The following is a 13,231-nucleotide window of genomic DNA, read 5'->3' on the forward strand; positions in this document are numbered from 1 at the left end:
TGAAATTTAAAATTGTTAATCCATAATCAAAAATCCTATTTCTCCCCTTCCCATTCCGCATAAAACTGCGAAATGAAACCTTCCATATAACGGTGTCTTTCCTTTGCAATTTGTTTTCCGGTTTCGGTATTCATTTTATCTTTTAGGAGCAATAACTTTTCATAAAAATGATTGATTGTCGGAGAATCGCTATTCTTGTATTCTTCCTTTGTCATCCTTGTGTTTGGGGCTATTTTAGGGTCATAGAGCGTTCTATTTTTAAATCCGCCATAATTGAATGCTCTTGCAATTCCAATGGCACCAATAGCGTCTAATCGATCTGCATCCTGAACAACATCCAGTTCAATTGAAGAGAATTTCTTTTCGAAATTACCGCCTTTATAGGAAATGTTAGTAATGATATTCACCACATGAGCGATGGTCTCTTCGGCAACAGTTTCTGATTCCAGGAATTCTCGAGCTATTTTTGGGCCAATAGTTTCATCTCCGTTATGGAATTTACTATCTGCAATATCATGAAGCAAGGCACCAAGCTGAACAATCGTTGTATCAGAAGCTTCGTTTTTAGAAATCAAAATAGCATTTCGATACACTCTTTCGATATGAAACCAATCGTGTCCACCTTCGGCATTTTCTAGTTTTGTTTTTACAAAAAGAATTGTTTTACTAATTAAATCGGGGTTGTTCATTGTTATATTTTGTAAAAAAAATGTTGATTTTCAAAGACTACCTTCAAAAACCAACATTCCTTATTCTTAAATCAAAAATCTAAAGTCTTGCTGGCTCTACCCATTTAAAAATATGTGACTCTTGAGGAATCACTAATCTTTCCGATATTTTTGCCATTCTTCCCGGTAATTTCATCAAATAATCACGCGCTTTCTCTGCTTCATCAGTCAAACCGGTAATCTTGTCAATTTCCCATTTGTCGATTAATTTCTGCATGATATCCACATAATCCGCTGCTGTATAAACCCCAATTCTTTGTGCCGAATCAGAAAACTGTTCGAAAGCAGTGCTTATTTTTTCACCGGATTCTCTCAAGAAATGCGCTGGCATAACAATTTTTGCTTTCATCATGTATTGAAAAGCAAGCATCATTTCGCTAGGGTCAACCTGAAAAATTCGAGTTACAAATTCACTGTACGCATGGTGATGACGCATTTCGTCACCAGCAATCATTTTGCACATTTTAGACAATTTGTTATCTCCATATTTCTTAGCCATTTGAGCTACTCTGTTGTGAGAAACATAAGTTGCCAACTCTTGAAAACTGGTATATACAAAGTTTTTATAAGGATCTCTTCCGGTTCCAATATCAAAACCATCGTTGATAAGGTGTTGCGTTGTCATTTCTACTTCACGCATGTTGACACGACCTGACAGATACAAATATTTACTTAGCAAATCACCGTGACGATTTTCCTCTCCAGTCCACTGTCTGATCCATTTAGACCAGCCGTTTCTCTCCACATTATCAATACCTTCTACGTCCATTAACCAGGATTCGTATGTAGGTAATGCTTCCTCTGTAATAGTATCCCCTACTAAAGTCACCCAGAAATCATATGGTAATTCTTTTGCAATTTCACGTAATTCTTTGACCTCATCAAAAAAAGTATCGCTTTGAGAATTAGGCAAAAAATCTGTTGGTTGCCATATTTTTTCTACTGGAATTAGATACTGATCGACAAAGCTATCTACGTTTTTTTCTAAAAACTGCATTACTTCTAATCGAATGTTTTTTATTGACATTATATATAAATTAAATTTTTATTCCTTGAACAACTGCTGTTTCTGTTTTTTCCATTAATTCAGCAAAATTATAATCTTTAACCGCTAATGGTTTGTGTACTACAAAGGTAAGATGATTTCCTAAACCTAAAGGAAAAAATCCGTATTTAACCATTTTCCAAGAATTGTTTATGCTTATTGGAACCACGTATGCTGATGGTGCATATTTACACAAAATTTTCAATCCGCTTTGAGCAAACTCTTTTGGTTTCCCTGTTTTACTTCTTGTTCCTTCCGGAAAAATAACTGCCGTACGGTTGTATTTTTCTATATATTCCGACAATCCTTTGATAGCTGGAATGGCTTGTTTAGGGTCTTTTCGATCAATAAGAACGGAACCGCCATGACGTAAATTAAAAGATACGCTTGGAATGCCGCTTCCTAATTCTTTCTTACTGACAAATTTACAATGAAATCGGCGAAAAAACCAAATCATAGCAATAATATCGTACATACTTTGATGATTGGAGACAAAAATCAGAGGGACATTTTTAGGAATGCTTTCTATATTTTCAAATTTATAGGTTGTTCCTAAAAGATTCGTACATTTTAATAAGAAAAAATTTAGATAATCAACACTTATTTTGTGGGCTTGGTAGCCAAAAACATGGAAGCAAACCCACTGAATTGGGTGAAAAATAACCAAGGTAAGACCAAAACATAAATAATAAATTATGGATATGGGATACGAAATTAGTTTTTGCATGCTTTAAAAATTTGGCACAAAAGTAAGAAATATATTTTTAGCCCGATTTAAATCGGAAACAATATACAGGCTCAACGTTTAATTGTAACTTTGCCAGTCAAAATCTATTTCTTTTTTCTATTAAAATGAACTTCACTTACCCAAAAAACGAAAAGCTAAAAAGTAAAATAACCATTGGATTATTGTTTTCTGAAGGGAAATCAGTTTCTAAATATCCGTTGCGATTGGTTTATTATTCCGGCGCTTTAGGTAATCCTGAATCCCGAAATTTCGGGACAGATGAAAAAATTAAAATGGGCGTTTCCGTTTCTAAAAAACATTTTAAGAAAGCCGTGGACCGCAATTATTTTAAACGTGTGCTTCGCGAAACCTACCGTCTCAACAAACATTTATTGATTGATAATCTGGATCAACCTCATGCTTTTATGTTTTTTTACCAAAGTAAGGACCGATTAAGTTATGAAGAAATCAATACCAAAACCATTCAACTGTTTGAGAAGTTTATTGCTCAAAACAGTAAAAAGCCTTTACCAGAAAGCGACTCAAATCTAGAAAACAAGTAAGTCCAATTTTACTAAATACCGTAGAATTGCGTTTACACTTTATCCCGTATAATTATTGGTGATTTATTCTTAATTTAGTAATCTCAAATTTAGTCCAAAAAACCATGAATTCTTTTTTCCAAAAAAAAATCATAATTCCTATTGTCGCTTCGGCATTTCTATATGTTGGCGTGAGTTTCAAAGACGATTTTTTTGAGATCGCCAAACAAATAGAGATTTTCACCACCCTTTTCAAGGAATTGAACAAGAACTATGTCGATGAAACAAATCCTGGTGACTTAATGGATAAAGCCATTAAAGGCATGTTGGCCAGTTTAGATCCGTATACCGTTTATTTTAATGAGCAAGATGTGGTCAGTTTTAAAATAAACAATACCGGAGAATATACTGGAATTGGCGCTTTACTTACCCGAAAAGACGGCAAACTCATCGTAAAAGAACAATATAAAAATTTTCCGGCAGACAAAGCGGGACTTAGAGCCGGTGATGAAATCATTCAAGTAGGAGATATTCTTTTATCTGATTTTAGAGACGATGCCTCCGAATTATTTAAAGGTGCAAAAAACACTAAAATCGACATCAAATACATCCGCCAGGGAAAACCGTATACCACTCAAATTGTTCGTGATGAAGTGGAAATAAAATCGGTTCCTTTCTTTGGTAAAATAGATGCCGAAACCGGTTATATCGTTTTATCCCATTTTAACAACAAAGCCTCTGTAGAAACCAAAATGGCGTTGGAACAGCTAAAAAACGAAGGTGCTAAGAGAATTGTTTTGGACTTAAGAGGCAATCCCGGAGGACTTTTAAATGAAGCTGTAAATATTTGTAATCTCTTTGTTCCAAAAAATGAAATTATAGTCACTACAAAATCAAAGATTGAAAAATACAACAACACTTATAAAACAACCAGAGAACCCGTTGACACTGAAATTCCTTTAATTATTATTGTAAATGGAAAAAGTGCTTCGGCTTCAGAAATTGTTTCGGGTGCTTTACAGGATTTAGATCGTGCCGTGGTATTGGGAAGCAGAAGTTTTGGAAAAGGATTGGTACAAATACCCATTAATTTAACGTATGGAACGCAACTAAAGGTGACCATTTCGCGCTATTATACGCCTTCCGGCAGATGTATTCAAGCGTTGGATTACGCCCATAAAGACAAAAATGGATTGGCCGTAAAAACCGAAGAGAAGAATTATAATGCTTTCAAAACCCGAAAAGCAAGAACGGTTTATGACGGCGGAGGCATTCAGCCCGATGTGGAACTGGATGAAACAAAATTAAGCCCGATAACACATGCATTGGTCAAAAACGATGGCGTTTTTAATTATGTGACGAGTTATTATTACAAAAATCCAACTTTAGGCACTACCATACCAACGATTTCTGATGCGGATTTCTTAGACTTCAAACAGTTTTTAAAAGCACAGAAATTCTCTTTTGACACCGAGACTGAGTTGGCACTGAAAAACACTTTGGCGGTAGCCAAAAAAGAAAAAATAGACGGATCCATAACTGCCGAGTACCAACAATTGCTGTCTACTTTGCAAAAAAGCGAAGATGCTTTATTGGATAAAAATCAAAAAGAAATCAAGAATCTGATTTTAGAGGAAATCATTAAACGCTACCAATATCAGGAAGGTTTATATCAATATTACATAAAAAATAATTCTGAGATCAAGAAAGCCGTTAGCATTTTAAACAACACTTCAGAATACAAATCCATTTTGAAATTGTAATGCATAAATACTTTAAAATAATCCTTTTTTTGTTTTTTGGACATCTTTCAGCCCAACAGAAACCAGTACAAACAGTCTATTTTGATTTTGATAAATATGATCTTAATGATCACCAAATTAAGACCATAATCGATTTTGCAAAAAAATCAGACACTACAAAAATTGAATCTATCCAAATTTATGGCTATTGTGACGACAGAGGTGACAATGATTATAATTTTGAATTATCGACAAACCGTGTAAAAACAGTTCAGGACATACTCACTTCCAATGGTTTCAACAAAAATAAAATTGTTGTTATTGAAGGTAAGGGACGCGTGATATTGAACAAAGACTCCGAAGGAAACATCAATGAAACCAGATCTGAAAACAGACGCGTCGATTTGTTTATGGTTAAAAAAAATAGTTTCGGAAAAGGCATTTACAATTCTTTTCAGGAAAAGCATAAAGTTGGTGATCGTGTTTATTTAGAAAACATACTATTTGCGCTTGGAAGCAGCACCTTGCCATTAGAATCGAAAAAAGAACTAGACAAAATCGCAGCAATATTGCAAAAAAATCAAAAACTAGAATTTGAAATTAGAGGACATGTATGCTGCACCCCAAGTTATTATACAGATGCAATAGATGAATTTACTCATGAAAGAAAACTTTCATTTAATCGTGCCCGAAATGTCTATCTTTATCTAATCTCCAAAAAAATTAGTCCACAACGAATGACTTACAAAGGTTGTGGAAATAAATTCCCTTTAAGTAAAGGGGCAGCTCTTGACCGAAGAGTCGAATTTATTATTTTAAAAATATAATTATATTTTCTGCATCTCAATATGCGGAATATCATCTTCTAAATACATTTCGCTGGTTTGCACAAAACCTTGGCTTTCGTAGAATTTTTTCAGATACAATTGAGCTCCAATGGTAATTTTTCTTTCACCAAAATGAGACAAAATTCCTGCGATAGCTTCCCGCATTAAGTCATGACCCCATTTCCTGTCGCGGTAATTTGCATCAACGGTTACTCTTCCTATAGAAGCATTATCAAAACTGATTCCTGCTTTGAAAAGTCGGGCATGAGCCACAATTGCACCTTCAAATTCTCCAAAGAGATGTAACGCGACTTTATCCTTACCGTCAAGATCAAGATAAACACAGTTTTGTTCCACTACAAAGATCTCACTTCTTAGTTTGAGTATATCGTATAGTTCATGAACAGTAAGCGCCTCAAAAGACTTTATTTTCCATTCTAATGCCATTTTATTATTCCTTATTTAATTTAAAATAGATTACCTTTTCTCAATTTCAACCGATTTTATAATAGATTCCAACTCATGCATCAAGTCTCGTTTTTCCTTGGACGGCGCATAACATAAACCTTCCAAAACTAGAATTCTATTAGATTCCTTGTCTATAATGGCATAATTGATAAAAGGACCCGCCATAAAATCATTTTTTAATTCCCAAGTTCCTTTGGTCTCATAAGCTTCTTTCCCGTCAAGAGTAATCTTTGAAAGATAGGGTGCATAGGCTTCTTCGGTAATCATATTCGTATTGGGTTCTGTTCCGCTGATATATAAATTACCTATTGAATCTCGCATTTTTATGATATTTGAAATCAAATTTGGGTTCTTTTTAATGGAGTTTAAAGGAACCTGATAAATTAGCAAACTTGTATTTCCACCAATGATTTCCTTTTTTAACCACATGAAATTGCTTTTGTGCAGTACATACATATAACCGGAAGGAATCTTTATGGAGATTTGGAATTTATTACTGATCAATTGTGGATTAAGTAGCAACTGACTATTGATTCTCTGGCTTTCGGCTATTTCTGCCTGCTTGATCAACTGAATCATTTGGGAAGCATTTTTTTCCAAGCATGCTATGATATCAGCCCCAGTTTTTCCTGAAATATGAAACACATTTTGAGGTGATGCGTATTGGTTTTTCTTTATTTCAAATTTATTTTGCTGCTCCTTCTTTACCACAATAATCGCTCTGGTATCCGTCATGAACCCTTCCAGAAGTTTAACCGGATATTGATTTATGGTAAATAGCGGTTCTTCCTGTGGCAATCCAATTACTGGCGATGCAAACTTATTTCGGATGCTGTCTCCTATCTCACCATTCCATAGCTGATCATCAATAATTACTGAAATTGTATTGATTTTACCCTCCGTTTTACGATGCAAATTATCGTTTTTCTTTGCACAAGAAAAAAATAAGAAGAGAACAAGAAGGCACAAAAAATGGATTTTATTCATTGATTCGGTATGTTATAAAATCTTAATTACCAAATAAAGAGAAAAAAGATCAGCTTTTATAGAAAAAAGCAAAAAACTAATTGTGGATTTTTTTTAATTGAATGTTCCTAAAATCAATTGGTGAACCTTCGTAGTTTAAAGAAATTTTTCCTTCTTTAGAAGATACCTCAACACATTCATTTACTAACTTTCCGTTCAAATATTGGGTACATTTTCCGTTGAATGATCGAATGAGAATCGTATTCCATTCTCCATAAGGACTCTCATTACTGCTGAATTTTGGAGAAACTACGCTTGCACCAGCCTCAATCAATTTTCCGTTTACTTTTGCTGTTACATTATCTAAAAAAATAAAGTCGCCGGTAGTATTCTCTTTTATTTGAAATTGAATTCCTTTAGGCCAAATGTGATCGGGTGAATCTAAAGGGATGTTGTACATAACACCACTATTTTTTTTCACATCCCCTCTATAAAATTCCTTTTCTATATTCCACCTGAACTCTAAACTTAACTCAAAATTTTTGTAAGATCCATTTGTCATTAGATAGCCATTATTCTCTCCATGCATTCTAATCATGCCATCCGTAAAATCATATGCTTTTGACGGCGCTATTCTTTCGTTGCTGTTTTTAGTATACCCATACCAATCATTCATTGACAAGGTTTTTTTCTGAACAGCACATGAATTTAGAAATATAAGACCAACAAAAATTATTTTTTTCAACATACTGTTTTATTTAAAACGAAGAATTTACTCTATTTAATTAGCGGTTGAAATTAATAAAATGAAACTTAAACCATTCCAATTTATCCGTTTATTTTTAACTTCATTCCTGGTTTAATATGTCCATCGCGAATATCGTTCCATTTTTTAATATCTGAAATAGTTACTCCAGGATATTTTTGGGCAATGCTAAATAAAGAATCCCCTTTTTTTACATAATATTCAGCCGCTTCTTTTTTAGAAACCGAAGCTATATTTTTTTTCTTGAAAGAACTGGAAGCAGCTTTATCAGTAGTAATCATAATTTCATTTTTGGCAACAATCAAAGTAGCACCCAAAGCAATATTATGATCTGACAAACTATTCCACTGCTGCAAATCAGTTAAAGTAGCACCAAATTTCTTAGCGATATTCCCTAAATTATCTCCTTTTTGAACCATATACTCAATGTCTTTTCGTTCTGGATTCGAAGGGAATTCTTCTTCTTTATTAACTTTAACTTCCGAAGTTGCTACTCTTTGACTTTCAGCAATTGGTTCTGAAGGAACTGTTTCCATTTTTGGTTCTTTCCTAACTGTTCTTACGACACTTTGTTCAGAAATGATTTTTAAACTTTTACCATAAGGAACAGCATTGCTTCTCAATTTATTCCATTTTTTAATATCAGAAATGGCTACGTCATATTTATCCGCAATTTCACTCAGATTATCTCCGCGTTTTACTTTGTAATATTTTGTTTTAGGAAGCGTAATCCGTTCTGTGGTATAATTCATCGGATCACGCACAACAATAGCTTTTACAATCTGAAATGGTTTTTCACGAAGGCTTAATTCATGTTCGGCGTACGCATAAATTCGGTCTTCATTTGAAACAAAAACAGCTATTTTATCTTGTGGCAATCTTAAAAAATGATTTTCATCATGATAAAACGGAATCACATTTAACTTGTACGATGGATTCAACAACTGCAATTGTGCAACGGGAACATCCAGCAAATCTGAAATTTGTTTGAACGACATTTGCTTTTTAATCAGGATGGTATCCGTAGCAAAATGCTTAATTATTGCTCTGTCCGGTTTTATACCGTGCGCCGTGTGGTATTCATAAATGTACATTGTTGCTAAAAAAGCTGGTACATATCCCTGCGTTTCTTTTGGAAGATTTTTTCTGATGTTCCAATAATTTTGTTGCCCGCCAGAACGTCTGATCGCCTTGGAAACATTTCCCGGTCCCGAATTATACGAGGCTAAAACGAGATCCCAATCGCCAAATATTTTGTACATATTAGACATGTATTGTGCCGCAGATTCAGAAGCTTTCAGAGCATCGCTTCGTTCATCAATATAGGAATCAATTTTCAAACCATATTGTTTTCCGGTTTGATACATAAACTGCCAAAGTCCCGTGGCACCAACTCTTGAAACGGCTTTTGGGTTTAAAGCAGATTCTACAACGGCTAAATATTTTATTTCTAAAGGAACATTTTGTTTGGCAAGCGCTTCTTCAAAAAGGGGGAAGTAATATTCGGAAATACCCATTAAACGTTCAAAAGATTTCTTTCTGTATTTGAGGAATGATTTGATGATGTTTTCCAGACCTTGGTTATACTCAATATTGAAAGGTGATTTTGAATCCATCGCCGCCAATCTTTCTTTCAAAAGTTCCGTAGGCAATTCATAATCCACTTTTTCGTCAATATTGATATTTTTTATATCATCCGTTATGTTCTTGTATAAATCTAAGTTGGTTAATTCCTTCATCCACAAGCTATCAACACAAGATGCCATTTCATCTTTTACGAAAGTTTTCTTGATGGAATCTAAATAGGATAATTTTGGTTCTATTTTTATAATATCTTTATTTCCAACGACTTCTTGCGAAAACAAATGCATGGATAACAATAGCAATAACGATAGGGTGGTGTTTTTTATATTCATATTTTAATGATCAAAGGCCTATATTTCAAACGATTACATTGGTATTTTTTACAAACATAATAGGTTAAAACTGAAAATTTCTTTAAATATTGTTAAAAATGCAACTTTCAGTTCAATTATGAAGAATTTTCCGTGATTTGATTGTAAAAATTCCTTTTAAAAATACAATTCATCAAATTTTTAAAACTAAAAAAAACCTTAGCGACAAATAGTCCATCGCTAAGGTTTCTTAATATTATAGATACGGTGTTTTTTAAATCTGAATTACAGCTTAAAATAAACCCTTTTTAAATCAATGTGTTAATCCAATATCGCAGCAATTCCTGGCAATACTTTTCCTTCAAGCATTTCTAGCATGGCTCCTCCACCAGTTGAAACATAACTCATTTTGTCTTCCAGACCAAATTGTTTTACTGCTGCTACTGAATCTCCACCACCTACAAGTGAGAACGCTCCGTTTTCAGTTGATTCAGCGATAAAGTTTCCAAGTGCAATTGTTCCGTTAGCAAAACTTTCCATTTCAAAAACTCCTAATGGACCATTCCAAAGAATCGTTTTAGAATCCATAATGACTTTTTTGAAGTTTTCCAATGATTTTGGTCCAGCATCAAGTCCTTGCCATCCATCAGGAATCTCTTTTACGTCAACAATTTGAGTATCGGCAGTATTTGAAAAATCATTTGCTGCAACAACATCAACTGGAATGTGGATTTGAACTCCTTTTTCTTTAGCCAATCTCAAGATTTCCAATGCCAATTCTTGTTTGTCATCTTCACAAATAGAATCTCCAATTTTACCTCCTAATGCTTTCACAAAAGTAAATGTCATTCCACCACCAATAATCATGTGGTCCACTTTATCCAGAATATTCTCGATAACCGTGATTTTAGAAGAAACTTTAGATCCACCAAGAACTGCTGTTACTGGTTTTTCGCTGTTTTTCAAAACTTTGTTTAAACTTTCGATTTCTTTAGCCAATAACAATCCAAAACATTTTTCAGTTGGAAAAAATTGTGCGATAATTGTAGTCGAAGCGTGTGCTCTGTGTGCTGTTCCGAAAGCGTCGTTTACATAAATATCTCCAAGTGAAGCTAATTCTTTTGCGAAAGCAACATTTCCAGCTTCTTCTTCGCTATGAAAACGTAAATTTTCTAATAATAAAACTTCTCCAGCTTGTAATTTATCCGCAGCGTTTTTAGCTTCCACACCAACACAGTTTGAAGCAAACTGAACAGGTACTCCTAACACTTCTGAAGTAGTTTTTAGGATGTGTTTCAATGAATATTTTTCTTCAACACCTGATGGTCTGCCTAAATGTGACATCAAAATTACGCTTCCACCTTGAGCAAGAATAGCATCAATTGTAGGTTTTGCCGCTTCGATACGTGTGGCATCTGTTACATTGAAATTTTCGTCCAAAGGCACATTAAAATCAACACGTATTATTGCTTTCTTATTTTTAAAATCAAAATCGTTTAAAGTTTTCATTAAGTATATTTTTAGTTTGTTTTTTTTGAAAGAATAACAAATATAGAACTTTTCAGGAACTAAAAAATAAGAATAGTTTGAAAATTAGGGAAATCCACTAACGAAAACGTTGTAATTGTCTCAAATTATTTGTTTTTTGGAATTAATTTCAAAGAGCATTTGTCACTAAATGGTTCCTTTATGGAATTTCTAAAACGATAAGAAGCGCATTTTCGGATAATGCTTCCCATTCTAAGGAGTCAATTCCGGATACACTTAACCCGTCTTTTGATTCCAACAGCCGATTTTCGATTTCAAAAGCACCATTAATTACAAAAACAAAAACGCCGTTCGAATTGTTTTTTAGCGAATAAAACCCCTCTTTTCGTGCATCATACATTCCTATAAAACCCAATGTATTTGAAATTTAGAATACTGGAATTAATTGGTTTTCATTGGTTAAACCAAAATGAAACTGTTGAAAATTGCTTTCAGAATCTTGACTTTTGGTATTGAATCCTATTTGTATATAACTGACATTTTCTTCCTCGTAAGAATTAGTAAGCTCGAAAGACATTCTTTTTTCGGCAGAATTAATTCGAGTCTGTTCCACTCCAATAAAACTTTCATTTCCTAAGCTGTCTTTATAATCAACTCAGCCAAACAGCGGTAAAATAAGCACCGTATTATTAGCTTCCAAAACCGTTTTCATCGAATGTTGGGGTGCGACTATAATTTCATTTAAAAAATGTAAAATCCCGAATGTTTTTCTACTTTCTTCGAAATAACTTCCTGACGAAGTAAATGCATATGGCAACAACATAAATGCCAAACACAAGCGCAAATGCAACGCATAAAGGGAAATATCTTTTTCATGAATACTACTTAACCAATCAGATTTAAGATTCTTATTGGAGGCATTCAAATTATTGCGGTAAAAACATCGATTGTTGCGATTTCTCTCCCATTTAAAGGAATAGTACGTATTAAATATAATAAATTGTAACGTTTAAATCAATCTATTTGAAATATTAATCGTGAACCGGACTTTGTGTACAAGGACAGTTGCTGATGCCTGCCAGAAAATCAAGTCCAATTGTAACAACATGCGTTCCTGTATTAAAGACTGCCAATTGATTGAGGGTAATCTGGTAGGAATACCCAAAATAAAAATTAGACTTCTTAAAACCCAACATGGGTCCCACATTTAACGGCTTTAACAGTTGATCGTTAAGAAAGCGATAGGATATTCCAGCCCAGTAATAATCATCATATTTATTAAAATGCCTGTATTTTATATTCACGTCAGTACTGGAACGTTTATCGCTCGCAAATAATTGATAGTAAACAGAAGGTTCGTATTCTACCCTACTATTAGTAGGACTTTTAAAAACATATCCGGAATAAATCTGATAATTCAAAAGTAAACTTGGCTCTACACCCATGTACTTATCAATATTCTTTGTTAAAATGTTACTTGCATTAAAACTGAAATAAAATGCTTTATTTCTGTATAAAGCTCCTACATCAAAGTTATTATTCGAATTCGACCTATTGTCTGTAATACTAGGGTCTATAACAGGAATTTCATAAGTAGTGTTGAAATTATTAATGTCTATTCTAAAATTATTAATGTTGTAGGAGATTCCAAAAGACAAGTATTGTTTAGAATAATAATCTAGTATTAAATGATGTGCAAAAGAGAATTTTGCACCCGTTTGTCTAGTATTTCCATTACTGTCATTGTAAAAAGACACTCCTACCCCAGAGCGATCCGCAATTCTAAAATCGGCATAAACGGATTGATTTTCTGGGGCATCTTTTATACCAACCCATTGGGTCAACCCATTAGCCCTAATTTTAAGATTATCTCCAATTCCTGCGAATGTCGGTGATATTACGAAATGATTATCTGCTAAATATTGCGTAAAAACCGGCAAATTTAACTCCTGGCTATAACCCGAGGTTACAGTCAAGAGAAGAAGTGCTATTATTTTTTTCATTGGAATCATTTTAATTTGGGACAAATTGGTCATT

Annotated in this window: 15 protein-coding genes; 3 read left to right on the forward strand and 12 right to left on the reverse strand. The window is 33.8% G+C overall.

The features are described from left to right. Window positions 1-35: 35 nt before the first annotated feature. The 3 genes from ACM55M_RS01660 to ACM55M_RS01670 form a co-directional block, all read right to left on the reverse strand. Window positions 36-689 (reverse strand): HD domain-containing protein, encoded by a 654-nt coding sequence (locus ACM55M_RS01660; protein WP_416855728.1) that lies wholly within the window; start codon window positions 687-689, stop codon window positions 36-38. Between the two features lie 79 nt (window positions 690-768). Further along, the gene (locus ACM55M_RS01665; RefSeq protein WP_416855729.1) at window positions 769-1,755 is read right to left on the reverse strand and encodes an acyl-ACP desaturase; all 987 of its coding nucleotides are present in this window, start codon (window positions 1,753-1,755) and stop codon (window positions 769-771) included. Between the two features lie 10 nt (window positions 1,756-1,765). Beyond that, a complete protein-coding gene (locus ACM55M_RS01670; protein ID WP_416855731.1) occupies window positions 1,766-2,500 on the reverse strand; it encodes a lysophospholipid acyltransferase family protein in 735 nt (244 codons plus the stop codon). Window positions 2,501-2,625: 125 nt separating this feature from the next. Here ACM55M_RS01670 and ACM55M_RS01675 point away from each other — a divergent pair, with 125 nt between their 5' ends. The 3 genes from ACM55M_RS01675 to ACM55M_RS01685 all read left to right on the forward strand — a co-directional run bounded on the left by ACM55M_RS01675 (window position 2,626) and on the right by ACM55M_RS01685 (window position 5,611). Next, window positions 2,626-3,063, forward strand: a complete 438-nt coding sequence (locus ACM55M_RS01675; protein ID WP_416855732.1) for a ribonuclease P protein component — start codon at window positions 2,626-2,628, stop codon at window positions 3,061-3,063. A 104-nt stretch (window positions 3,064-3,167) separates the two neighbouring features. Beyond that, on the forward strand, window positions 3,168-4,805 hold the full coding sequence (locus tag ACM55M_RS01680; RefSeq protein ID WP_416855733.1) for a S41 family peptidase: 1,638 nt from the start codon (window positions 3,168-3,170) through the stop codon (window positions 4,803-4,805). A 29-nt stretch (window positions 4,806-4,834) separates the two neighbouring features. Continuing rightward, the gene (locus ACM55M_RS01685) at window positions 4,835-5,611 is read left to right on the forward strand and encodes an OmpA family protein (RefSeq protein ID WP_416855734.1); all 777 of its coding nucleotides are present in this window, start codon (window positions 4,835-4,837) and stop codon (window positions 5,609-5,611) included. Here ACM55M_RS01685 and ACM55M_RS01690 read toward each other — a convergent pair whose 3' ends face one another. The 9 genes from ACM55M_RS01690 to ACM55M_RS01730 all read right to left on the reverse strand — a co-directional run bounded on the left by ACM55M_RS01690 (window position 5,612) and on the right by ACM55M_RS01730 (window position 13,197). After that, window positions 5,612-6,058: a GNAT family N-acetyltransferase gene (locus ACM55M_RS01690; RefSeq protein ID WP_416855735.1), complete on the reverse strand. Its 447-nt coding sequence runs from the start codon at window positions 6,056-6,058 to the stop codon at window positions 5,612-5,614. A gap of 30 nt (window positions 6,059-6,088) precedes the next feature. Beyond that, on the reverse strand, window positions 6,089-7,066 hold the full coding sequence (locus ACM55M_RS01695; protein WP_416855736.1) for a DUF4837 family protein: 978 nt from the start codon (window positions 7,064-7,066) through the stop codon (window positions 6,089-6,091). A gap of 76 nt (window positions 7,067-7,142) precedes the next feature. Further along, a complete protein-coding gene (locus ACM55M_RS01700; RefSeq protein ID WP_416855737.1) occupies window positions 7,143-7,793 on the reverse strand; it encodes a 3-keto-disaccharide hydrolase in 651 nt (216 codons plus the stop codon). Window positions 7,794-7,873: 80 nt separating this feature from the next. Next, the gene (locus ACM55M_RS01705; protein WP_416855738.1) at window positions 7,874-9,727 is read right to left on the reverse strand and encodes a LysM peptidoglycan-binding domain-containing protein; all 1,854 of its coding nucleotides are present in this window, start codon (window positions 9,725-9,727) and stop codon (window positions 7,874-7,876) included. A gap of 300 nt (window positions 9,728-10,027) precedes the next feature. Further along, entirely contained in the window at window positions 10,028-11,215 is a 1,188-nt protein-coding gene (locus ACM55M_RS01710; protein WP_416855739.1) for a phosphoglycerate kinase, read from the reverse strand. A 178-nt stretch (window positions 11,216-11,393) separates the two neighbouring features. After that, window positions 11,394-11,609: a pirin family protein gene (locus ACM55M_RS01715; RefSeq protein ID WP_416855740.1), complete on the reverse strand. Its 216-nt coding sequence runs from the start codon at window positions 11,607-11,609 to the stop codon at window positions 11,394-11,396. 12 nt (window positions 11,610-11,621) lie between these two features. Next, entirely contained in the window at window positions 11,622-11,807 is a 186-nt protein-coding gene (locus ACM55M_RS01720; protein WP_416855742.1) for a hypothetical protein, read from the reverse strand. Between the two features lie 42 nt (window positions 11,808-11,849). Beyond that, window positions 11,850-12,119, reverse strand: coding sequence for a hypothetical protein (locus ACM55M_RS01725; RefSeq protein WP_416855744.1), 270 nt, complete (start codon window positions 12,117-12,119; stop codon window positions 11,850-11,852). 106 nt (window positions 12,120-12,225) lie between these two features. Next, entirely contained in the window at window positions 12,226-13,197 is a 972-nt protein-coding gene (locus tag ACM55M_RS01730; protein ID WP_416848639.1) for a PorP/SprF family type IX secretion system membrane protein, read from the reverse strand. Window positions 13,198-13,231: the final 34 nt, after the last annotated feature.

The sequence above is a fragment of the Flavobacterium galactosi genome, from assembly GCF_048158585.1.
Classification (GTDB): domain Bacteria; phylum Bacteroidota; class Bacteroidia; order Flavobacteriales; family Flavobacteriaceae; genus Flavobacterium; species Flavobacterium galactosi.

Excerpts from the sequence above, each read along its gene's own strand:
- ACM55M_RS01660 (WP_416855728.1), bottom strand. The coding sequence starts at position 689 with ATGAACAACCCCGATTTAATTAGTAAAACAATTCTTTTTGTAAAAACA.
- ACM55M_RS01665 (WP_416855729.1), bottom strand. The coding sequence starts at position 1,755 with ATGTCAATAAAAAACATTCGATTAGAAGTAATGCAGTTTTTAGAAAAA.
- ACM55M_RS01670 (WP_416855731.1), bottom strand. The coding sequence starts at position 2,500 with ATGCAAAAACTAATTTCGTATCCCATATCCATAATTTATTATTTATGT.
- ACM55M_RS01675 (WP_416855732.1), top strand. The coding sequence starts at position 2,626 with ATGAACTTCACTTACCCAAAAAACGAAAAGCTAAAAAGTAAAATAACC.
- ACM55M_RS01680 (WP_416855733.1), top strand. The coding sequence starts at position 3,168 with ATGAATTCTTTTTTCCAAAAAAAAATCATAATTCCTATTGTCGCTTCG.
- ACM55M_RS01690 (WP_416855735.1), bottom strand. The coding sequence starts at position 6,058 with ATGGCATTAGAATGGAAAATAAAGTCTTTTGAGGCGCTTACTGTTCAT.
- ACM55M_RS01695 (WP_416855736.1), bottom strand. The coding sequence starts at position 7,066 with ATGAATAAAATCCATTTTTTGTGCCTTCTTGTTCTCTTCTTATTTTTT.
- ACM55M_RS01700 (WP_416855737.1), bottom strand. The coding sequence starts at position 7,793 with ATGTTGAAAAAAATAATTTTTGTTGGTCTTATATTTCTAAATTCATGT.
- ACM55M_RS01705 (WP_416855738.1), bottom strand. The coding sequence starts at position 9,727 with ATGAATATAAAAAACACCACCCTATCGTTATTGCTATTGTTATCCATG.
- ACM55M_RS01710 (WP_416855739.1), bottom strand. The coding sequence starts at position 11,215 with ATGAAAACTTTAAACGATTTTGATTTTAAAAATAAGAAAGCAATAATA.
- ACM55M_RS01730 (WP_416848639.1), bottom strand. The coding sequence starts at position 13,197 with ATGAAAAAAATAATAGCACTTCTTCTCTTGACTGTAACCTCGGGTTAT.